This is a genomic window from Dactylosporangium cerinum, from assembly GCF_042653625.1.
GTDB classification, from domain to species: Bacteria; Actinomycetota; Actinomycetes; order Mycobacteriales; family Micromonosporaceae; genus Dactylosporangium; species Dactylosporangium cerinum.
Window position 1 is genome coordinate 124,151 of record NZ_JBHSIU010000013.1, and the last position, 21,482, is coordinate 145,632.

Genomic DNA, 21,482 nt, shown 5'->3' on the forward strand with positions numbered 1-21,482 from the left:
AACCTGCCGTTCAGCGCAGGGGTCCGCCGGGCCCGCCCAGGGTTCTTCACGCCCCTGCCCGGCGGTTCCTACCGTGCGCCGTACCCACACCCCAACCGGCAGGTGGTGATCCCCCATGAGCACCGATACACCGGTGCCGACCGGCACGGACGACAACCGCTACGTCTCCGTTGCCAACACCCCGGAGTTCGCCGAGCTGCGGCGCGCCCTGCGCCGCTTCGTCTTCCCGGTCTCCGCCGCGTTCCTCGTCTGGTACGCGCTGTACGTGCTGCTCTCCGCATACGCCCGCGACTTCATGAGCACGAAGGTCGTCGGCCACATCAATATCGCGTTGATCTTCGGCCTGCTGCAGTTCGTGTCGACGTTCCTCATCGCCTGGCTGTATGTCCGCTACGCCGACCGTCGCGTCGATCCCCTCGCCGACTCGCTGCGCGCCAAGATCGAAGGGACCCCCGAATGAACAACGGGATCACCCTCGCGGTGAGTGCGACCACCACCCGGACGCTGACGCTCACGCTCTTCGTCGTCCTGGTCGCGGCCACCCTCGCAATCACCATCTGGGCCAGCCGGCAGACCAAGAGCGCCGCCGACTTCTACGCCGGCGGCCGGTCGTTCACCGGCTTCCAGAACGGGATGGCCATCGGCGGCGACTACATGTCGGCGGCGAGCTTCCTCGGCATCGCCGGCATCATCGCCCTCAACGGCTACGACGGCTTCCTGTACTCCATCGGGTTCCTCGTCGCCTGGCTCGTCGCGCTGCTGCTCGTCGCCGAGCTCATGCGCAACTCGGGCCGCTACACGATGGCCGACGTCCTGGCGTTCCGGATGCGGCAGGCACCCGTGCGCACCGCCGGCTCGATCTCCACGATCATCGTGTCGATCTTCTACCTGCTGGCACAGATGGTCGGCGCCGGCGCTCTGGTCGCGCTGCTGCTCGGCATCAAGGCCGGCGACACGTTCCTGGGCATGACCGCAGAGACGGCGAAGATCGTCACCATCGGGCTCATCGGCGTGCTGATGATCGTCTACGTGACGGTCGGCGGCATGAAGGGCACCACCTACGTCCAGATCGTCAAGGCGTTCATGCTCATGCTCGGCGCCCTGCTGCTGACGCTGATGGTGTTCGCCGCGTTCAAGTTCAACCTGTCGTCGCTGCTCGGCGAGGCGGCCGCCAAGTCGGGCCGCACCCCGCCGGAGTCGTTCCTGCAGCCCGGCCTGCGGTACGGCCGCGACATCGCCGGCAACGCGACGGCGACGCTGGTCAGCAAGCTGGACCTGATCTCGCTCGGCCTGGCCCTGGTGCTCGGCACCGCCGGCCTGCCGCACATCCTGATCCGCTTCTACACCGTCCCGAACTCCAAGGCGGCCCGCAAGAGCGTCGTCTGGGCGATCGGCATCATCGGCGTCTTCTACCTGATGACCCTGGCCCTCGGCTTCGGTGCCGCGGCGCTCGTCGGACGGCAGGCCATCCTCGCCCAGGACCCGGGCGGCAACACGGCGGCACCACAGCTCGCCGAGGCCCTCGGCAAGCGCTATCTCGGCGGTGACTTCGGCGGCTCACTGCTGCTGGCCGTCATCGCGGCGGTCGCGTTCGCCACCATCCTCGCCGTCGTCGCCGGGCTCACCCTCGCGTCGTCGTCGTCGCTGGCGCACGACCTGTACGCCAACGTGATCAAGCGCGGCCAGACCACCGAGCGGCAGGAGGTCGTCGTCGCCCGGTACTCCGCGTTCGTCATCGGCGCCGTCGCGATCGTGCTCGGCATCTTCGCCCGCAACCTCAACGTCGCCTTCCTGGTGGCACTCGCGTTCGCGATCGCGGCGTCGGCGAACCTGCCGGCCATCCTCTTCTCCCTCTTCTGGAAGAAGTTCAACACCCGCGGCGCGACCTGGGGTATCTACGCCGGTCTGCTCTCCGCGGTCGGCATCGTGCTACTCAGCCCGATCGCGTGGGGCGGCGTCAGCGACGCCCGCCCGGCGGCGACCCTCACCGCGGCGCAGGCCAAGACCTGCGGCGTGGATCAGAAGTCCAAAGAGGTCTCCAACGCGTCGGCGCTGTTCAGCTGCACCACCGCGGCGCCGATCCCGCTGGAGAACCCCGGCCTGATCTCGATCCCGATCGGGTTCATCTTCGCCGCCCTCGGCGCGCTCAGCAGCAAGGAGCGCGACGCGGACAAGTTCGCCGAGCTGGAGGCCCGCTCCCTCACGGGGGCCGGCGCCCACTGAGATGTAGTGCGCCGGGGTGGGGGCACCGCCGATACCCCGACCCCGGCGCACTGCCGCTAGGCTGGTCCCATGGTCGTTGTTGCGCAGCGTTACGGCGAAGGCCACCGGGTCCTCCTCACCGGCGGTGCCGGGTTCGTCGGGTCTCACCTCGCTGATGCCCTGATCGCCCGCGGTGCGCAGGTTGTCGTGGTTGACAACTTCGTCACGGGCAGTAAGGACAACGTCGCGCACCTGGTCGATCACCCGCGATTCACGTTGGTCGAGGCGGACGTCAGCGAGCCACTGCCGACCGTCGACGCCCTCGCCGCCAGGTTCGACGCGATCCTGCACTTCGCGTCGCCGGCCAGCCCGACCGACTTCGAGCTGCTGCCCGTCGAGATCCTCCGGGTCGGCTCGCTCGCCACCCTCCAGCTGCTGGAGCGGGCCGTCGCCGACGGCGCCCGGTTCGTGATGGCGTCCACCTCCGAGGCGTACGGCGATCCGCTGGTGCACCCGCAGCCGGAGACCTACTGGGGCAACGTCAACCCGATCGGCATCCGCAGCGTCTACGACGAGGCGAAGCGCTTCTCCGAGGCGGCCACCATGGGCTACCGCCGGGGCCGCGGCGCCGACGTCGGCATCGTGCGGATCTTCAACACGTATGGGGAGCGCATGCGCCCCGACGACGGCCGCGCCATCCCCACGTTCATCTCCCAGGCGCTGCGCGGCGAGCCGATCACCGTGCACGGCACCGGCACCCAGACCCGGTCCATCTGCCACGTGTCCGACCTCGTCCGTGGCATCCTGCTGCTGCTCGACTCCGGCGAGACCGGCCCGATCAACTGCGGCACCGAGCACGAGATGACCATGCTCGAGCTCGCCGACACGATCGTGCGGCTATCCGACAGCAGCTCGACAGTTTCGCTGCGGCCCCGCACCGCCGATGACCCCGAGCGCCGCCGACCCGACCTCGGCAAGGCGCGTGAGCTGCTCGGATACGAGCCGACCGTCGGACCCGAGGAAGGCCTGCGCCGGACCGTGGACTACTTCCGCTCCCGGTGAGTCTCCCGGCTTCGTGCCGCGCCCGTCCGGGTTACGTGGCGTAGAGGCCACGGGTTCGTATCGTGGGTTTCATGTCCACCACGCCTGCATCCAACGGCTCGTCGGGTCGCGCCTCGGTGCCCAACGCCCTCCCGCCCAGCGCGGGAGCTCGTGCGCGCGTCTCCGGCGCCTCCACTCCGACCAGCCCGGCGACGCCAGGCGTCTACGGCTCGGCCCGTCCCGCGGCCGCCACCGGTGGCGGTGGTGGCGGCGGTGTCGTGCCGCCGCGCCGCCCCGGCGGCAACGAGTACCCCGGCCGCAGGAAGGTCCGTCCCCGCTGGGGCCGGATCGCCCTCGTCGCCGGCGCCGCGATCGTCGTGCTCGCGCTCCTCGCCGGTGTCGGCGCCTACAGCTACTACCGCTACGTCGACGCGGGCCTGCAGCGCGACGACCCGTTCTCGCAGATCACCGAGGGCCGGCCGGCGAAGGTCGCCGACGGCGCGCTGAACATGCTGCTGCTCGGCAGCGACTCCCGCGACCCCGACAACAAGGGCAAGCCCGGCGAGTGGCGCACCGACACCATGATCATGCTGCACATCCCGTCCAGCCACGACAAGGCGTACCTGGTCTCCATGCCGCGTGACCTGTACGTGTACATCCCCAAGAGCAAGACGACGCCGTACGGCGACACCAAGGCCAAGCTGAACGCGTCCTTCTCATGGGGTGGCACGCCGCTGACCGTGCAGACGATCGAGAAGTACAGCAACGTCCGCATGGATCACGTGCTGCTCATCGACTTCGGCGGGTTCAAGCAGGTCATCGACGCCCTCGGCGGCATCGACATGAACATCGAGCAGGACATCACCTCCATCCACCCGCCCAAGCGCAAGTTCAAGAAGGGTATGAACCACCTCAACGGTGACGAGGCCCTGGACTACGCCCGGCAGCGCTACCAGTTCCCCGACGGCGACTTCGCCCGGATGCGGCACCAGCAGCAGATGATGAAGGCGATCCTCGACAAGGCCGTCAGCTCCGGCACGGTGAGCAGCCCGACGAAGCTCAACGCGTTCCTGAAGGCGATCACCAAGGCGATGACCGTCGACAAGGACTTCTCGCTCGCCGACATGGCGCTGCAGTTCCGCAACCTGCGCAGCGACGACCTGACGTTCCTCGTCAGCCCGCACGACGGCAGCAAGAAGATCAACGGCGAGGACGTCGTCGTGCCGAACGAGGCGAAGGCCACCGCGCTGTACACCGCGATGCGCACCGACAAGATGGCGGACTGGGCCGCGACCAACGCCCCCAAGCCGGCGGCGAGCGGGTCGTCGCAGCCGTCAACGAAGGCCAGCACCAAGAAGTGATAATTCCGGCATCCCGGGCATGTCTCCCCAGCTGTGGGGTTGCATGCCTGGGCTGTCATATAGATCTCATTGCCGGAACTGCCGTCGACCGAGTAGAAAACGCCTGATTGGTGGCAACTCTTCGGATCTTGTGCAGTGACACTGGTCGGCACGATCCCCGCCGCGAACGTAGACTCGGATAAATCCCCGCCGGAGTGCGGGCACGCAGTCGGGGGCGACATGCAGCAGGACCAGGACCCGCCGGTGGATCAGCCGGCGGACAGCCCTGAGCACGTGTTACCGGTGCCGGTCGAGTCCTCTGCATCGACCGACGCGGTCGCGGAGGAATCCACCGCGTCGGATATTCCGGACCCATCCCCGGCTACCGCCACGGAGCCGGTCGCGGAGTCGGAGCCGGTCGCGGAGTCGGAGTCTGACACGGCCTCGGAGTCTGACACGGCCTCGGAGTCTGACACGGCCTCGGAGTCTGACACGGCCTCGGAGTCTGCCGCCGCTCCTGCGGGGTCGGCCGGTCCGCGCGTGCTCACCCTGCGGCGGAGGCAGAAGTCCCGCGCCGCCCTGCCGGGCCGCGACCCGATCTGGGCCAAGCTCCTCGTGGTCGTCGGCGCGTTTCTCCTCATCGGCTCCGCCACGATCGTCACCGGCACGCAGGTCCTTGCCAACCGGTATCGCGACAGCGTCCACCAGGAGAACCTTCTCGGCAACAACGCCCGCGTCAGCAACGAGGACAAGAAAGAAGAGCGCCGCAGCTCCATCACCGGCCCGCTCAACTTCCTGCTCCTCGGCTCCGACCTGCGCGCCAACGACCCCGAAGACGGCCAGCGCTCCGACTCGATCATCATCGTGCACATCCCGGCCGGCCTGGACCGGGCATACCTGCTGTCGATCCCCCGCGACCTGCGGGTCAAGATCCCCGCGTTCGAGCCCACCGGGTTCCGCGGCTCCAGCCACGAGAAGATCAACGGCGCGTTCCAGCACGGCGGCGGTGGCAACGGCGGCGTCCAGCTCCTGGCCGAAACCCTCAACGAGCTGATCGGCATCCACTTCGACGGCGCCGCGATCGTCAACTTCGACGGCTTCAAGGCCGCGGTCGACATCCTCGGCGGCGTCGACATGTGCATCGACCAGAAGGTCACGTCGATCCACCTCGGCTACGACGACAAGGGCAACTACCTGTCACCCGAAAACGGCGGCCACCCCGCCGTGTACAACCCCGGCTGCCACCACCTCGAGTCATGGCAGGCCCTCGACCTCGTCCGGCAGCGCAAGAGCCTGGCCAACGGCGACTTCGACCGGCAGAAGAACCAGCAGAAGTTCATCCGCGCCATCCTCACCAAGGCGCAGCAGCAGAACCTGACCACCAACCCGATCGCGCTCGACAAGCTCATCCGCGCCCTCGGCGGCGCGCTCACCGTCGACACCAACGGTGTGGCACTCGAAGAGCTGATGTTCGGTCTGCGCAACGTGCGCCCCAGCAGCCTGCTCGGCCTGACCGTGCCGTCCGAACCCCAGGACATCGGCGGCATCTCCTACGTCGTCGGGTTGGAAGAGGCGCAGGCGCTCTACTCCGCGATCCGCGACGACACGCTCGACGCGTGGGCGGTGGAGAACCCCACCTGGGTCAACCCGATCTGAGCCTCTATAGGCTGGTGCGGTGTTCAGGGGATCCGCTGTGCCGACCGTCACGGTCAACGACGTAGCCGAAGACGCCTACCTCCTCGACGTCCGCGAGGACGACGAGTGGGCCGCAGGCCACGCACCCGGCGCCAACCACGTGCCCATGATGCAGATCCCGGCCCGGATCGACGAGATCCCGACCGACCGCGACGTCGTCGTCATCTGCCGCGTCGGCGGCCGTTCCGCGCAGGTCGTCGCATACCTGCAACAGAGCGGGCTCACCCGCACCATCAACCTCGACGGCGGCATGTCGGACTGGGCGGCCGCCGGGCGGCCCATGGTGAGCGAGGACGGCGGTGCTCCGAGGGTCGCCTGAGCGGCCCTGGGTGTTCGCGCACAGGGGCTCGTCGTATCGACACGCCGAGCACACCCTCGACGCCTACCTCCTCGCCATCGAGGAAGGCGCCGACGGCCTTGAGTGCGACGTCCGGCTGACCCGCGACGGCCACCTCGTCTGCCTCCACGACTCCCGCATCGACCGCACCAGCGACGGCCGCGGCCGGGTCAGCGTGCAGACCCTCGCCGACCTCGACCGCTTCGACTTCGGCTCCTGGCGCACCGACCTCCCCGAGTCACCCGACGAACTGATCACCAGCCGGAAGCTGGCCGACGACCGCTGGCGCGGCCGGGTCCTCACCCTGGACCGGCTCCTCGGCCTCGCCGTCGACGCCGGCCGCCCCATGCGGCTGCTCATCGAGACCAAGCACCCCACCCGCTACGGCGCAGCCGTCGAGACCGCGCTGCTGAGCCTGCTGCGCCGGTACGGACTCGACCGCCCCCGCGACGACCAGCCCGTGCACGTCACGATGATGTCGTTCTCCGCCACCGCCGTGCGCCGGGTCAGCCAGCTCGCGCCGACGCTCCCGACCGTGATGCTCATCGACGTCTGGTCCGTGCCCAGCCGGATCGGCTGGCTCCCGCCCGGCAGCAGCATCGGCGGACCCGGGGTGTCACTCCTGCGCGCCTCCCCGGAACTCGTCGAACGCCTCCACCGCAGGGGATTCCCCGTCTACGTGTGGACCGTCAACGAACCCGACGAAATCGACCTGGTGGTGAAGCTGAAGGTCAACGGCATCATCTCGGACCGGCCGGCGTTCGTCATCGAACGACTCAGGGAACTGGGCCTGCGAGACTGACCATCGTTTTGCTATCCGGTTGCTACCACTGAATCCGTCGTCGCACCTGCTCGCCCCGCTGGAATCCCACGTAGACAAGTTTTGTCAATAGCCTTTCAAAGCGAAGCGCGGGGAGGCAGACTCGCACCATGGTCGATGCTCGCCGCCCGGTCGACGCCGCCGCCGTGTTCGGCGGGCTGGCCGAGATCGCCGAGCAACTCGCGACCGGTGCCGGCGGCCTGCCCGCCCTGCAACGCACCGTTGACGTCACCGTCGAGGCGACCTCGGCCGCCGGTGCCGCCTTCATCGAATACGGCCGGGACAGCGGCCGGGTCGTCGCCGCCGCCGCCGCGCTCGACTGGTCCCTCGGCCGACCCGTCGACCTGATCCATCCGACGCTGCGGGGGTTGCTGCAGTACGGCTCCAGGGTCCGCGAGTTTCCCGTCAGCCTTCTCGGCACCGTCGGCGGCGAGCACCTGCGCGGCCGCGGCCTGACCCGCTTCGTCGCCGCGGAGGTCAACGCCGGCAAGACCGCCGTCGGCGTCCTCGTCGGCGGCTACCACGACGCCGAAGGCACCGCCGGTCCCGACGAACGGGCCGCCCTCGGGTTCCTCGCCGGGCTGGTCGGCCTCCAGTACACCCTGGGCCGTGGTCTGCCGATCCACGTCGACGCGCCCTCGGTCGACCCGGTGGCGGAGCCGTTCGCCCTGCTCGACGCCGAGCACGTCGTGCGCACCTGGAACCCGGCCGCGGCCCTGCTCACCGCCCGCTCGTCCGAGTCCGCGATCGGGGAGCCGTGGCCGTTTCCGCTGCCCACCGGCACCGAAACCGTCGAACACCGGATGGCCTGCGGCACCTGGATCGAGATCCGAGCCGCCACCGTGCCCGGCGGCACCGACATCAGCGTGTCGTTCCGGGCCCGCGCCGACCAGTCCTCCGACGGGCGCGACCTGTTCATCGCCCTCACCGGGCACGAACTGCGGACCCCGATCACGGTCATCCGGGGGTACGCCGACACGCTCGTCGAGCACTGGGACTCCCTCGACGACGGCTCCCGGCGCGAGGCGATCTACGTCGTCGGCCAGCGCGCCCGCGAGCTCAGCCGGCTGGTGGACCGCCTCCTCAACGCCGTCGGCGACGAGGCCATTCCGGGCGACGCGTCGGCGCTGCTGCCGTTCGACCTGGTGGACACCCTCGCGGCCGCACTGGACGACCTGAGCCCCGAGCAGCGCCGCACCCTGACCGTCGAGCTGCCGCAGACCCTTCCGAAGGCCCTCGGCGAACGCGCCACCCTCGCTACCATCCTTGCGGAATTTGTTACAAATGCGGGTAAGTACTCCCTGAACTGGGTAGAAGCGGTGCTGACCGCGGGTGCGGATGCGCAAACCGTCTGGTTCAGGGTCGCCGACCGGGGCATCGGCATCCGCCCGGAGCACGTCGAGCGGGCGTTCGAGCGCTTCTGGCAACTGGAGATCGGAGACCAGCGAACCCGCGGTGGCGTGGGACTGGGACTCTATCTCGTGCGTAGGATCGTTGAGCGTCAACATGGATGGGTATCGTTGCGTCCACGCCAAGGAGGCGGGACCGTCGCGGAGGTGCGACTGCCCCGCGCCGACGCAGATACCCATGGGGAGGCTTGAGAGGGTGTCCACAACCGTCGCGGAGCGCGCCTGGTGCGTCGTCGTCCCGCATCACGCTCGCGGCGCGCACGTCGCCCGCCACCGCCTTGCCCACGAACTCGACGCCCTGCTCACCGAGGACCGCCTCGACGACGCCATCGCCATCGCCGCCGAACTGGTCGGCAACGCCGTCCGCCACGCGGCCCCCCTCCCCGGCGACGTCATCCGGGTGGCGTGGCGCCTGCTCGACGACGACACCCTGGAGATCCGGGTCACCGACGGCGGCTCGGCGGCCGGCCCGGAGCTGCGGGTCGCCGCTCCCGACGCGATCGACGGCCGCGGCCTGACCATCGTCGCCGCGCTGGCCACCGGCTGGGGCGTCGAACGCGACGGCCTCGGCCAGTGCGTCTGGGCCACCCTCTGACCCCCGTTCCGCCGCACCGTTCCGCGCCCGCCTCCCGGTTGATCGAAGTCGCGCCGTGGCCGCGACAGCGATCCGGGCTCGGGGGATATTTCTGACTTGTCGGTAATGGGGTGCGCGCGGGGGTGAGTGACGCGCCCAGGGTGGTGGGTGTTCGCCCGCGGCGCGGTGGGACCGCCTAGGCTGGGTCGCCGTGAGCAAGCGAGCGAAAACCCCCCGTGGCCGTTCCGCCGACGGTGAGAAGCGCCAGAAGATCCGTGACGTCTACGTGGGCCGCCCGTTCGAAGGGCTGGCCGACGAGCCGGAGTGGATCGCGCTGCGTGAACTGGTGCCTGCCGCCTCGGCGCCCTTGAAGCTGGCCCCCGATCTGGTCGAGCGGTACGGCGACCGCCCGGTGATCCTCGCGACGGTCCTGCCGATGGCGTGGCCGGCGATGACGAAGCCCGATGGCCGGGTGTTCATCGGATTGCAGCGGCACGTGCAGTCCGGCGATGTGTCCCGTGACCTCGCGGTGGCGCTGCAGTGCGCGCTGGACACGCCGACGGGGCAGACCGTCAACATCCCGGCGCTGCCGGGGGTCGGGCCGCGGCTGCAGGACGTGATCGTCAATGCGCCGCTGGACATCACGGTGCACACGGGATTTGAGTTCTGGCTCGAGGACAACGCGACCGACGACCCGAACGTGCGGGCGTCGCTGGAGCGGGCCAACGCCAGCATCTTCCCGACGGTGCGGCTGTCGGCGGCGCCGGCGACGTACTGGTGCCGCGTCACCGACCGGGCCCACGTCCGCCTGGTGCTCGGCGACGACGAGGACCGGGCGCTGGACGCGTTGTCGCGGCTGTCGGCCGGTGGCGGGCTGCTGCTCGGCGACAACACGAAGTTCGCCGGCATGTTCCGCGCGCACGGCCTGCTCGCTCCCGTCTGGGACCTGCCGCTCGAGGTCGAGGCGGAGGAGTGGGAGGCGCCGGTCGCCGAGTTCACGAAGCGCTACGCGGAGGCGCTTGCCGTCAACGAGCCCCTGACCGCCGCCGAGCGCCGCAGCAAGCAGGGCCTGCTCGGCCGCCTCCAGCCGCTCCGGTAAACAAAGAGCAGCAGAGAGCTACGACGACGCCCGCGCGATCGGTGCGGACATGCATCGCGGACCACCCCGGCCCGAGCCCAGCTCGGAGCCGGGGATCCGGATGACCTCGATGCCGTGCCGCTCCAACTGGGCGTTGGTCTCCACATTGCGCTCGTACGCGACGCAGAGCCGCGGCGCGATCGCCAGCGTGTTGTTCCCGTCGTCCCACTGCTCCCGCTCGGCGGTCACCGGGTCCAGACCCGTGTCGATGATCCGCAGGGTGTCGATCCGCATGGCCTTCGCGGCGCCGACGATGAAGGGCTCGGGCCCCGAGACGGTCAGGTCGGGGGAGCCGCCGGACGCCGTGACGGTCCAGGCCTGCAGGGTGCTGGCGACGTTCGGATACATGACGACCGCGTCGACGTCGACCATCGTGCAGACCGTGTCGAGGTGCATCGTCGCGCGTTCCTGGGCGATCGGCACCACCAGCACGGTGTGGGCCAGGCCGCGCTCGAAGCAGCGCCGGGCCAGCCGCTCCGCGCCCGCGGGCCGGGTGCGCTCGCCGACGCCGACCGCGGCGACACCCGGTGCCAGCAGCAGCACGTCGCCGCCTTCGAGGTGTTCCAGGCCCGGCTCGTACACCAGGGACGTGCCGGCGAACCGCGGATGATGGCGGTAGATCGCGCAGGTGAGGGTCGTCTCGCGGCGGCGGGCGTGCATCGCCAGGCTGGTCACCGCGACCTGGCCGCCGATCCAGACCGATGAGTCGCGGGTGAAGAGCAGGTTGGGCAGCGGGTCGATGACGAAGTCGGACCGGTCCATGAGCGCGTGGACGAGGCCGCCACCGGCCCGCAGCTCGGCCCGGGAGAGTCCGGCGATGAGCGTGGTCGCCAGGGTCGCCGGGTCGAGCGCGGCGAGGTGCTCGGCGACGTGCCGGCGCAGCGTGTCGCCGAGCCGGACATCGTCGAGGACCGCCTGCGTCACCTCGGCGCGGGCGGCGGGCACGGCGACGGTCTCGGCGAGGAGGTCCGACACGTAGAGGACCTCGACATTATGGCTACGCAGGGCGTGCGCGAACGTGTCATGCTCTTCTTGAGCGCGTCCGACCCATGGGATCCCGTCGAACAGCAGCGAGTCGTTGTTGCGCGGAGTCAGCCGGGCCAGCTCCGGGCCCGGGCGGTGCAACAACACCGTGCCGAGCCGTCCGACCTCGCTGTCGACGTGATGATGGCTCACTGACTCAGACTAACGGCTGACCCGTTATCCACCGGTTGGGCGCCATCTGCAAATTCATGAGACGTCGTGAATGCGGCATTCATCCCAGTCATTCCTGGTCTTTCAACCGTCCGGTCATCCCAGTTGCGCGATTGAACACGTACGGTGTTTGAACACACACGCAACCGAGCGGCGACTTGGAGGTGTGCGAGATGACCGAACTGCTGCACCGCGGCGGTCAGCATTCGCAGCCCGAAGGGTTTGACGATCGCATCATTGTTGATGCCGGCCGGCCTTCCCCCATTGACTGGATGCGCGAGCGACGCGCCGAGCGCGGAGCCCGCAGGGAAGAGGCGGGGCACAACCGTCTGTACCGCAGAATGGGCAGCCTCATCGGCCGCCTCGGCGAGGAGTGGCACGTCCTCGACCTGCGCGAGCTGACCGGCGCCGAACGCCGCTCCTTCCTCGCCGTCGGTCCGGGTGGCGTGTTCGCGGTGACGGTCAAGGACCACGGCCGCAGCCGCGTCTCGTTTGCCGGTGACATCGTGCAGATCGACGGCAAGCGCCCCAAGTACGTCGAGGAGACCCGCGCCGAGGCGAAGGGTGCCGCCGAGGCGCTCTCCCGCAGCGCCGGCGTGTCGATCCCGGTCATGCCGATCCTGGCCTTCGCGGGCACCGGGAAGATCAGCTTCTACGGGGTGCCGAAGGGCTGTCTGGTCACCGCGTATCACGAGCTGCCCCGCGTCCTCAACGCCCGTGGCAACCGGCTCGCGATGGACACCGTCGACAAGGTGTTCGAGCTCGCGCTGCACCCGGCCACGTGGTCCGTGCAGACGTATGCCGCGTTCGCGGACAGTTACCGGTGGTACAAGGACGGCGATCGAGTGGGCACTGACAAGCGGGGTGACGCGGAGTAGCCTCTGCGGCGTGGAGCCGCTCGACACGAAGCGCCGGATTGAGCAATCGCTGGGGACCGATCACACCCTGACTGATGCGATGATGAGTTCGTTGCGCGGACACGTCCGCCGCACCGGTGCCTGAGGAGGCGCTGTGGCGCATGTCGAGCTTTCCATTTCCGACCCACACCTCGCCCGTTCGCCCGACCCGACCGAGTCGTCACTCGACCGGTGGGCGGCGACGGTCGCCGACGCGGCGGAGCCGAGCCTGGTGATCGACGACAAGGCGGTCATCGTCGCGGTGTCCGCCTCGTTCGAGGACCTGCTCGGGCTCACCGAGTCCGCCATCGACCGGCCGCTGGTGGACGGCGTCCTGCAGCTGCTCGACTTCGGTGACGGTGGCGCCCTGGACGCCTCCGAGATCAACAAGACGCCGCCGCTGCTCGCCCTGTCCTCGGGGCGCCTGGCCCGCGGGCTGGTCCGGGTGCGGTGCGCGACGGGACCGCGCACGTTCGACGCGATCGCCACCCCGCTGCTGCAGGACGGAGAGGTCGTCGGCTCACTGACGTTCTTCAGCACGGTATAGGGCGAAAGGACAGTTCAGCGTAACGTGGCTCACGGCTTCCGCCACGCAGCGCGTTCGCACCGTACGCTCCTTGTCATGTTGGACCTCCAGGTGCTGCCAGGTGACTATGCGATCGGCCGTCTGCCGGCCGGATCGCCCCTCCCGGCGGGTTTCCTGGAGGCGGCGGCGACCGGTCCCGACGTCATCTCGGTGACCTGGACGCCCGACGAGGTCTCCATCCTGTGCCCCGCCGACCGGGTGCCCAGCGGTGCCTCCGTCGAGACACCGTGGCGTTGCCTGCGTGTCGCCGGCCCGGTCCAGCTCGCCCTCACCGGCATTCTCGCCTCGATCGTGTCGCCGCTCGCCGACGCCCGGGTCAACATCTTCGCGTTCTCCACGTTCGACACCGACTACGTCCTGGTGCCCGCCGTGCGGCTGAGCGAGGCGCTGGCCGCCCTCAACGCCGCCGGGCACCGCGTGACGACGTCCGGCACCGTCTGAACCGCCGCGTGAACCACCGGGACTGACGTCCTACGATGTGCTCCATGCGCACTGGGGCCGCCGTGCTCGCTATCGTCAGCCTTGGATGCCTGGTGTCCGGCTGCACCCGGTCGCGCGGTGACTCCGGGCCGCTCCTGCCGCCGGTGTCGCCCCCGCCGGCGAGGTCGGCGAGCCCGACCCCGGCGAGCACGCCCGACGTGCCGGCCCGCACGCCGTCCCGCTCCGCCAGCAGCAGCCCGAGCCAGCTGCCGTTCTCCGAGGCATACGTGTCGCAGTGCAACGGCCGTCCGACCGGCGAGCAGGTCGTAGCGGCGGTCCGCCGGGCCCGGCCCAACCTGCCCGCCGGGGCCGGCCTCACCGTGAAGACCGGGCCGCTGTGTGCCGGGGTGTGGCAGTACACCGTGCTCACCGTCACGGGCAGTGAACCGTTGCAGGTCATGTCGAAGGGCGCCCCGGCCGCGCTGACCGTCGTCACCGTCGGCACCGACCCGTGCACCGTCGAGGTCAAGGCGACCGCCCCGCCCGCGCTGCTCAACACCGCCGACTGCTGAGCGGCCGGCAAGAGCGACTAGGCTTGACCGCATGCCTGGTGTGCCGCCGACGCGGTTCGTGTACCTGGGGCCGGAAGGCACGTTCTCCGAGCAGGCGCTCAGGACTGTCCCGGCCGCCGACCGCGGGGTGCTGACCCCGGCCCGGAGCGTTCCGGAGGCCCTCGACGCGCTGCGCGCCGGTGAGGCCGACGCGGCACTCGTCCCGCTGGAGAACTCGATCGGTGGGCAGGTCGGGGTCACCCTCGACGAGCTCGCCGGCGGTGAGCCGCTGATCATCACCCGCGAGGTGGTGCTGCCGGTGCAGTTCGTGCTCGCCAGTGCCGAGGACCGGCCACTGGACTCGGTCCGGTCCGTCGCCGCCCACCCGCAGGCCGGTGCGCAGTGCCGTAAGTGGCTCCGGGACCACGTGCCGCAGGCGACGGTCGTCGACGTGCTGTCCAACGCGACCGCCGCGATCGGCGCCGGCACCGGCGAGTTCGACGCCGCGATCTGCGCCGCGATCGGCGCGAGCCGCTACAAGCTGCACGTGCTGGCGAAGGACATCGCCGACAACCCCGACGCCATGACCCGCTTCGCGCTGGTGGCCCGGCCCGGCCCGCCGCCACCGCCGACCGGCGACGACCTGACCACGCTCGCGGTCTACATCGCGCACGACCGGGTCGGCGCGCTGCTGGCCGTGCTGACCGAGCTGTCGGTCCGCGGGGTCAACCTGACCAGGATCGAGTCCCGGCCGACCGGCGAGCGCCTCGGCCGCTACGTGTTCTTCCTCGACTGCGGCGGCCACGTCGCCGAGGCCCAGATGGGCGAGGCGTTACAGGGGCTGCGCCGTATCTGCGCCGACGTGCGGTTCCTCGGCTCATACCCGCGGGCGTCACACGGCGAGGCGCCGCCACGGCGCGCGCCCGGCCTGTCCGACGAGGACTTCACCGACGCGGCCAGTTGGCTCAGTGAGCTCCGCAACGGGGGTTGAGGGGATGGGCGGCGGGCCCATCCCCGTCCGATGTCAGCCGCCGATGCCGCCGAGGATGCCGCTCGGCTTCTGCTGGGCCGCCGCCGGCTTGCCCTCGCTGGGCTGGACGATGACGAAGCCCTGACCCTGCAGCACCAGCTGGAACAGCTCGCCCGAGCCGCCCTTGAGGATCGACTTGAGGCTCTGGTTCTTCTGGATGCTGGTCTGCAGGCTCGCCGACCACCCGACGACCGCGTCGGTGTCGACCAGCACCGGCGCCTGCGGGCTCACCGGGATGATGATCGGGGCACCTTCGGTGACGATCGCGAGCTTGCCCTGACCGGTGAAGACGCTGTTGAACAGGCCGCCGCCGAACATGCCGGCACCCTGGACGCGCTGGATCTCGTACCGCAGCGACGGGTCGAAGCAGAGGACGTTCCTGCCGTTGATCGTCAACGCGTCGTTGGGCTCGATGTCGACGATGTGGCAGTCGGAGGCGGCATCGGCGAACCACACCTCGCCCTGTCCGCGCACGGCCATGAGGGACAGGCCCTCACCGGTGACCGCACGCTTGAGGAAGTTTCCGACGCCCTGGCTCTTCACCTCGAACTGGAGGTTGCCGCGGAACGCGACCATGGCGCCTTGACGCGCCATGACCTCACCGTTCACGGCGTACTTGACGCACTTGGAGTGCTGCAGGCTCATGCCTGCCTGGGTTGGGGGCTGGGCCATGTTTTCGGCCTTGAAGATGTCACCGCGCACGCTGCGCAGCGTAACGGGTCCTCCAAGGCCGTGCGGAGGACCCGTTATGAAAGCGCGATCAACCGCCGAGAAGATTCCCCAGGACGCCGCCCTGCTGCTGTTGTCCCTGGCCACCGGCGAGACCCTGCGGCGGCTCCTCCGACGGCTGGACGACGACGAAGCCCCGCCCGGCGAAGCTCATCGTGAAAGCCTCACCGGTGCTGCGGCCGAGCAGCGTGCCGATGCCGAGGTGGTCGGCGCGGTGATACCCGGTCTGCAGGCTCGCGGACCAGCAGATGGCGGCCTGCGGGTCGACATACGTGGGTGCGTCGACGGTCAGCACGACCGGCGTGCCCTTCGTCGTGATCGCGAGCCGCCCCTGGCCGGTGAACACGCAGTTGAACAGGCCCGCTGACGACATGACGCCGACGCCCTGGACCATCTTGATGTCGTACTGCAGCGACGCGTCGAACGCGAGCACGTTGGCACCGTTGATCGAGATCGCGTCACCGGGCTCGAGGTCGATGAGGTGCACGTCGGCGGAGCGGTCCGCGAAGAACACGTCGCCGCGGCCGGAGACCTTCATCAGCGGGACACCCTCGCCGGTCAGCTTCGACTTGAGCCACTTGCCGACGCCGCCCGAGCCGAGCGCCTGGAACTGCACCTGGCCCTGGTAGGCCACCATCGTGCCGGTCCGGGCCATGATCTCGCCGTTGAGCTCGGCCTTGAGCATCTTGGAGTTCTGCAACCGCAGCCCCGGCTGCTGCGACTCCTTCTCCATGTTTTCGGCGGCGAACAAGGCACTGCGCATGTGAGCGTCCCTTCTTTGGCGTTCGTCTCACTTTTGGCGATCGTCTCAACCCCAGCCCAGCGCATGTAGCTTGCGGTCGTCGATGCCGAAGTGGTGCGCGATCTCGTGCACGACGGTGATCGCCACCTCGTCGACGACGTCGTCCTCATCGTCACAGATTGCGAGGATCGGGTTACGGTAAATCGAGATCCGATCGGGTAGCACCCCGGAGTAGTCCCAGCCGCGCTCCGTCAGGGAATACCCCTCATACAGACCGAGCAGGTCCGGTTCACCCGCCGGCGGGTCGTCGACGACCAGGATCACCACGTTGTCCATGAGGTCGAGCAGCTCCTCGGGGACCTCGTCCAGGGCCTCGCCCACGAGCTCCTCGAAGCGCTCCTTGCTCATCGTCACCGGCATGTGAAAGAGGGTCCCCCATCGTGGGGGACCCTCTCAAGAGACTTCAGACGAGCTTGGCGTCCAGGGTGATCTCGACGGCCGCGAGGGCCTTGGAGATCGGGCAGCCGGCCTTGGCCTCGGCGGCGATCTTGTCGAACTCGCCCGCGTCGATCCCGGGGACGTCACCGCGGCTGGTCAGGTCGATCCGGGTGATGGCGAAACCGCCCTCGACCGGACCGAACTGCACCGCGGCGGTGGTCTCCACCGACGTGGGCGTGAAGCCGGCCTTGGCCAGGCCGTTGGAGAAGGCCATCGAGAAGCAGGCGGCGTGTGCGGCCGCGATCAGCTCCTCGGGGTTGGTCCCCTCGCCGCTCTCGAAGCGCGACGGGAAGGAATAGGAACCCTGGAAGGACCCCGAGCCGGTGGAGACGGTGCCGGCGCCGGACTTGAGGTCGCCCTCCCAGCGGGCGGATGAAGTGCGAGTAGGCATGAACCAGACGCTAGCCCATTCCGTGTGTTCCTTGGGACGAGCTCGGCAGTCTTGGGAGGGATCAAGTTGATGCAGCGCAAACTGGTGCACATCGGTGGTTGGTTGGGCGTGTCCGGCCTGCTCACCGGCATTGCCTCGATCTTCGTGCCGTGGGTCCAGCAGCTGGTGGTGACCGGCTCCGGTCGCCGGCCGCAGCGGCGCCTGGACAGCCTCACGATCCTCAATCTCGAAAAAGGCGTCTGGTACGTGATCCTGCTGCTCACCCTCATCGCGCTCCTCGGTGCCGCGGCGATGGGCGCCAACCAGGGGCGCAAGGTCGCCGGGCTGGCCGGTCCGGTCCTGTCGCTGGTGACCGCGTCGATCGTAGTGGGCCTCATCACTACTTTTGACGGCCAGCTCGCCGGCCCCGGCCGGATCGCGGATGTGGGCACGTCGGCGGGCAGCTGGCTGGCGCTCGTGTCGATGCCTCTGCTCGGGTTCGGCTGCGGTCTGCTCGCAATCGGCCGCGCCGGACGGCATGTTTCGCCGCCGGCAGGTGTTGCCGCTGGACATGACTGATCTCAATGTGGGGGTCCTCGGCACCGGTGCGGTCGGCGACGCGATCGCGACCCGGCTGATCGAGGTCGGGTATGACGTCGTCATGGGCTCCCGCGACGCCGCCAACCCGAAGGCCGTCGCCTGGGCGGAGCGCACCGGCGGTCGCGCCGGCACGTTCGCCGACGCGGCCGCGCACGGCTCGCTCCTGTTCAACGCCACCCCCGGCGGCGCTTCGCTCGACGTGCTGCGCTCCGCCGGCGACCTGAGCGGCAAGGTCCTCGCCGACATCTCCAACGACCTGACCTCGGCCGCGGTCAAGCCCGTCGCCGCCGGGCTGCAGGCCGCGTTCCCTTCGCTCAAGGTCGTCAAGACCCTCAACACCGTCAACTGTGACGTCATGGTCCGCCCTGACCTGCTGTCCGAGCCGCACACCATGTTCGTCGCCGGCGACGACGCTGCAGCCAAGGCGCAGGTCACGACGGTGCTGACGAAGTTCGGCTGGCCCGAGGGCGACGTGCTGGACCTCGGCGGGATCGACAAGGCGTTCGCGATGGAGCAGTACCTCCCGCTGTGGATCGCGGTGTGGGGCGCCAAGCGCGATCTGCGGTTCAACCTGCGGGTCGTTTCCTGAGCTACCCTGCGCGGTATGACTGAGCCGGTCGTCCGCGGACCATCGATCGTCGCGCCTGCCTTGCCGCCTTCCTTGCTCCCCGCCTCGCCGGCTTCCTCGCCGGCTTCGCCGGCCGATGCTCCGCCGCCCGCCGGGGTGGCGGAGCGCGGCGGCGGGCCGGTCGCCATCGGGCTGCTCGCCATCGGGTTCGCGCTGGCGGCAGCCGCGCAGTACCTGCCGTGGAGCTCCATCAACCTGCGCGCCGCCGCCATCGGCGACCCGGACCTCGCCGAGGGCGACAGCACGCCGGACACCATCGACATCGACCTGGCCAGCCTCAACAGCGGCCCCGTCGTCGTCTACCTCGGCACCCTCACGCTCGCCCTGGTCGGGATCGGCATCCTGCTGGCGACCCGCGGCGCGGTCCGCCGGGGCGCGGCCGCCGGCGCGCTGGCGATGCTGGCCGGCAACGCGCTGGTGCTCGTCGGCTTCAAGCAGATCATCGACCGCCTCGGGTACAGCCCGCTCAGCTCGTACCGGCTGCCGGACGACGCCGTGCACGTCGGTGCCGGATACCCGCTCGCGGCGGCGGCAACCGCGATGCTGGCGGTCGGCGCGATCGTCGCCGTGCGGGGACTGGCCCGCCGCCGTCCCGTGGAAGACCACCACGACGGCTCCGAGCCGCTCGAGCTGACGGTCACCCCACTGCATTAGGGTCCGCCATCAGGATGTCGTACGTTCGGTTGAGATTTACTCGCATGGTGTGACCCCGGTGGATCGCGGAGGTACGGTTGCTCCCCCGCTGACGCGGAAGGAGCACCGAATGCGCAGTTTGCCCAAACTCATCGCGACGGACCTCGACGGCACGCTCGTCCACAGCGACGACACCGTGAGCGACTACACCCGTGCCGTCCTGGAACGGGTCAAGGCGGCCGGCATCCACATCGTGGGCGCCACCGGCCGCGGCCCCAGACTGACCGAGCTGGTCCGATCCGACATCCCTGCCGCCGACTTCCTGGTCATGGGCGGCGGCAGCCGGGTCCTCGACATCCGCGACACCGACCACCCGGTCGTCCTGCGCGACGAGCGGCTCGACGGCGACGCCCTCGCCGAGGTCTTCGCCCGCCTCGAGCACGAGCTCGGCACCCTCTCCGTGCTGATCGAGGCAGGCGACCACCACGAGGCGCCGCTGTGGGGCGACGCCGACCCGCACTGGCGCTACCCCGACGTCGTCGAGGCCAGGGTCCGGGCCGAATGCCTCACCGGTCCCGTCCTCAAAGGCTTCGCCAGGCATCCCACCTGCGACGTCGACGAGGTGCTGGCCGTCGCCGAGCGGGTCATCCCGCCGGACCTGGCCACGATCACCCAGGCCGGCCTCGGCTACATCGAGATCTGCCCGCCCGGCGTCGACAAGGCCACCGGCCTGCGCTTCGTCGCGACGGCCCTCGGCATCGACCCCGGCGACGTCCTGGTCTTCGGCGACATGCCCAACGACGTGCCGATGTTCCGGTGGGCCGGGTTCGGCCGGGTCGCCGTCGCCAACGCCCATCCGGCCCTGAAGGCGCTCGCCGACGAGACGACTCTCACCAACGACGAAGACGGGGTCGCGACCTACCTCGAAGCTATGTTGAAGCTGTGACCCCTCGACTGGTGGCGACGGACCTCGACGGCACCCTTGTCGGCCGGGACCGCACGGTCAGCCCGCGCACGGTCGAGGTCCTGCACCGCCTCGACGCAGCCGGGATCGTGATCGTGCTGGTCACCGGCCGCCCGATTCGCTGGCTGCATCCGGTGTACGACCAGCTGACGGTCCGACCGATCGCCATCTGCGCGAACGGGGCGGCGACGTATCACCCGGGCACCGACTCGATCGTCCACAGCACCCCGATCGAGCCGTCCACGCTGGCCGAGGCCTGCGAGCGCCTCCGCGCGAAGATCCCCGGCGTCGTCTTCGCCGTCGAGCGTGACGGCGGCCGCCAGATGCGCCACGAGGTCGAGTTCCCGGTGGGCCCCTGGGAGGTCAACCACGGGTCGGTCGGTCCGGTCTCCTACGCCGAGCTGCTGACCCGTCCGGCGGCGAAACTCCTCGTCCGCGCCGGCGTCCAGCCGGCCGACGAGTTCACCGCGCTGGTCGGCGAGTGCCTCGACGGCCTGGCGGAAGCGACGAACTCCTCCTCCAGCGGCATGGTCGAGGTCTCCGCCGTCGGCGTCACGAAGGGGACCGCCCTGGCCCGGGTCGCCCGCGAGCACGCGGTCTCGGCGCTCGAGGTGATCGCCTTCGGGGACATGCCGAACGACCTGGCGATGCTCACCTGGGCCGGCCGCGGCGTCGCCATGGCCAACGGCCACCCAGCGGTCCGGGCGGCGGCGCACGACGTGACCTCCGCGACCAACGAGGACGACGGCGTGGCCGTCTACCTGGAGACCCACTGTTTCCCGCCTGTGGCTTCGCCATAGCGCTGTTTCCCGCTGTCACCCGCCAGTCGCTGCGCGATAGCTCGCTGCCCCACCGCTTCGCGGCGGGTCCCGCCGGGGGATTCTCACCCCGGACCCCCAATGCTCGCTGCGCTCGCACAGCCGCGCGTGCCGCGCTGGCTGGGATGGCGCATACGCGCCCATCCCCGTGGCTGGCCACCGTCGTCTCTACGGCGGCACAGTCGCCAGCCTCGCTGCGCTGGCGACTGCGTCCGTCCCTGACGGGCGGCTCGGCACCTCGCGGGCTGATGGCGTAGGGCTGGTGGT

Annotated in this window: 24 protein-coding genes and 1 pseudogene; 20 read left to right on the top strand and 5 right to left on the bottom strand. The window is 69.9% G+C overall.

What is annotated here, in order from left to right:
• Positions 1–115 precede the first annotated feature (115 nt).
• From ACFPIJ_RS12730 to ACFPIJ_RS12775, 10 genes and pseudogenes are all read left to right on the top strand, one after another.
• Positions 116–460, top strand: coding sequence for a DUF485 domain-containing protein (locus ACFPIJ_RS12730; protein WP_380114946.1), 345 nt, complete (start codon positions 116–118; stop codon positions 458–460).
• Positions 457–1,942 (top strand): annotated as a pseudogene (locus ACFPIJ_RS12735) (solute symporter family protein); the annotation flags it as partial. The gene ACFPIJ_RS12730 and the pseudogene ACFPIJ_RS12735, both read left to right, overlap by 4 nt.
• Before the next feature lie 350 nt (positions 1,943–2,292).
• On the top strand, positions 2,293–3,264 hold the full coding sequence (locus ACFPIJ_RS12740; protein ID WP_380114947.1) for a UDP-glucuronic acid decarboxylase family protein: 972 nt from the start codon (positions 2,293–2,295) through the stop codon (positions 3,262–3,264).
• Between the two features lie 71 nt (positions 3,265–3,335).
• A complete protein-coding gene (locus tag ACFPIJ_RS12745; protein WP_380114948.1) occupies positions 3,336–4,604 on the top strand; it encodes an LCP family protein in 1,269 nt (422 codons plus the stop codon).
• A 519-nt stretch (positions 4,605–5,123) separates the two neighbouring features.
• Positions 5,124–6,239, top strand: coding sequence for an LCP family protein (locus ACFPIJ_RS12750; RefSeq protein ID WP_380114949.1), 1,116 nt, complete (start codon positions 5,124–5,126; stop codon positions 6,237–6,239).
• A gap of 19 nt (positions 6,240–6,258) precedes the next feature.
• Complete coding sequence (locus tag ACFPIJ_RS12755) at positions 6,259–6,597, top strand: rhodanese-like domain-containing protein (RefSeq protein WP_380114950.1); 339 nt, start codon at positions 6,259–6,261, stop codon at positions 6,595–6,597.
• A gap of 10 nt (positions 6,598–6,607) precedes the next feature.
• The gene (locus ACFPIJ_RS12760; protein WP_380114951.1) at positions 6,608–7,417 is read left to right on the top strand and encodes a glycerophosphodiester phosphodiesterase; all 810 of its coding nucleotides are present in this window, start codon (positions 6,608–6,610) and stop codon (positions 7,415–7,417) included.
• Positions 7,418–7,545: 128 nt separating this feature from the next.
• Positions 7,546–9,036, top strand: a complete 1,491-nt coding sequence (locus ACFPIJ_RS12765; RefSeq protein ID WP_380114952.1) for a sensor histidine kinase — start codon at positions 7,546–7,548, stop codon at positions 9,034–9,036.
• Between the two features lie 4 nt (positions 9,037–9,040).
• Positions 9,041–9,439 carry an ATP-binding protein gene (locus ACFPIJ_RS12770; protein WP_380114953.1) on the top strand — a complete coding sequence of 133 codons (399 nt, stop codon included), beginning with the start codon at positions 9,041–9,043 and terminating at the stop codon, positions 9,437–9,439.
• Between the two features lie 190 nt (positions 9,440–9,629).
• Positions 9,630–10,517, top strand: coding sequence for a DUF5926 family protein (locus ACFPIJ_RS12775; protein WP_380114954.1), 888 nt, complete (start codon positions 9,630–9,632; stop codon positions 10,515–10,517).
• 18 nt (positions 10,518–10,535) lie between these two features.
• Here the strand turns inward: ACFPIJ_RS12775 and ACFPIJ_RS12780 are convergent, their stop codons facing one another.
• The gene (locus tag ACFPIJ_RS12780; RefSeq protein ID WP_380114955.1) at positions 10,536–11,732 is read right to left on the bottom strand and encodes an arginine deiminase; all 1,197 of its coding nucleotides are present in this window, start codon (positions 11,730–11,732) and stop codon (positions 10,536–10,538) included.
• Between the two features lie 290 nt (positions 11,733–12,022).
• Here ACFPIJ_RS12780 and ACFPIJ_RS12785 point away from each other — a divergent pair, with 290 nt between their 5' ends.
• The 5 genes from ACFPIJ_RS12785 (at position 12,023) to pheA (ending at position 15,194) form a co-directional block, all read left to right on the top strand.
• Positions 12,023–12,628 carry a hypothetical protein gene (locus tag ACFPIJ_RS12785; RefSeq protein ID WP_380114956.1) on the top strand — a complete coding sequence of 202 codons (606 nt, stop codon included), beginning with the start codon at positions 12,023–12,025 and terminating at the stop codon, positions 12,626–12,628.
• Between the two features lie 133 nt (positions 12,629–12,761).
• A complete protein-coding gene (locus ACFPIJ_RS12790) occupies positions 12,762–13,193 on the top strand; it encodes a hypothetical protein (protein WP_380114957.1) in 432 nt (143 codons plus the stop codon).
• Between the two features lie 75 nt (positions 13,194–13,268).
• Complete coding sequence (locus ACFPIJ_RS12795) at positions 13,269–13,673, top strand: ACT domain-containing protein (protein ID WP_380114958.1); 405 nt, start codon at positions 13,269–13,271, stop codon at positions 13,671–13,673.
• A gap of 44 nt (positions 13,674–13,717) precedes the next feature.
• A complete protein-coding gene (locus ACFPIJ_RS12800) occupies positions 13,718–14,224 on the top strand; it encodes a hypothetical protein (RefSeq protein WP_380114959.1) in 507 nt (168 codons plus the stop codon).
• Between the two features lie 31 nt (positions 14,225–14,255).
• Positions 14,256–15,194: a prephenate dehydratase gene (gene pheA, locus ACFPIJ_RS12805; protein WP_380114960.1), complete on the top strand. Its 939-nt coding sequence runs from the start codon at positions 14,256–14,258 to the stop codon at positions 15,192–15,194.
• 33 nt (positions 15,195–15,227) lie between these two features.
• On the opposite strand, the gene ACFPIJ_RS12810 is transcribed toward pheA, so the two are convergent.
• Genes ACFPIJ_RS12810 through ACFPIJ_RS12825 form a run of 4 tightly spaced genes read right to left on the bottom strand, consistent with a single transcriptional unit; the run spans position 15,228 to position 17,593 of the window.
• Entirely contained in the window at positions 15,228–15,935 is a 708-nt protein-coding gene (locus tag ACFPIJ_RS12810; RefSeq protein ID WP_380114961.1) for an AIM24 family protein, read from the bottom strand.
• 58 nt (positions 15,936–15,993) lie between these two features.
• Complete coding sequence (locus ACFPIJ_RS12815; RefSeq protein ID WP_380114962.1) at positions 15,994–16,725, bottom strand: AIM24 family protein; 732 nt, start codon at positions 16,723–16,725, stop codon at positions 15,994–15,996.
• Between the two features lie 45 nt (positions 16,726–16,770).
• Positions 16,771–17,118, bottom strand: a complete 348-nt coding sequence (locus ACFPIJ_RS12820) for a metallopeptidase family protein (RefSeq protein WP_203848345.1) — start codon at positions 17,116–17,118, stop codon at positions 16,771–16,773.
• Between the two features lie 49 nt (positions 17,119–17,167).
• Positions 17,168–17,593, bottom strand: a complete 426-nt coding sequence (locus tag ACFPIJ_RS12825; protein WP_380114963.1) for an OsmC family protein — start codon at positions 17,591–17,593, stop codon at positions 17,168–17,170.
• Between the two features lie 108 nt (positions 17,594–17,701).
• Here ACFPIJ_RS12825 and ACFPIJ_RS12830 point away from each other — a divergent pair, with 108 nt between their 5' ends.
• From ACFPIJ_RS12830 to ACFPIJ_RS12850, 5 genes are all read left to right on the top strand, one after another.
• Positions 17,702–18,151 (top strand): hypothetical protein, encoded by a 450-nt coding sequence (locus ACFPIJ_RS12830; RefSeq protein WP_380114964.1) that lies wholly within the window; start codon positions 17,702–17,704, stop codon positions 18,149–18,151.
• On the top strand, positions 18,144–18,761 hold the full coding sequence (locus tag ACFPIJ_RS12835) for an NADPH-dependent F420 reductase (RefSeq protein WP_380114965.1): 618 nt from the start codon (positions 18,144–18,146) through the stop codon (positions 18,759–18,761). The genes ACFPIJ_RS12830 and ACFPIJ_RS12835 overlap by 8 nt, the downstream gene beginning before the upstream one ends.
• 15 nt (positions 18,762–18,776) lie before the next feature.
• Complete coding sequence (locus ACFPIJ_RS12840) at positions 18,777–19,454, top strand: hypothetical protein (RefSeq protein ID WP_380114966.1); 678 nt, start codon at positions 18,777–18,779, stop codon at positions 19,452–19,454.
• Between the two features lie 109 nt (positions 19,455–19,563).
• On the top strand, positions 19,564–20,379 hold the full coding sequence (locus tag ACFPIJ_RS12845; protein WP_380114967.1) for an HAD family hydrolase: 816 nt from the start codon (positions 19,564–19,566) through the stop codon (positions 20,377–20,379).
• Entirely contained in the window at positions 20,376–21,197 is an 822-nt protein-coding gene (locus ACFPIJ_RS12850) for an HAD family hydrolase (protein WP_380114968.1), read from the top strand. The genes ACFPIJ_RS12845 and ACFPIJ_RS12850 overlap by 4 nt, the downstream gene beginning before the upstream one ends.
• Positions 21,198–21,482: the final 285 nt, after the last annotated feature.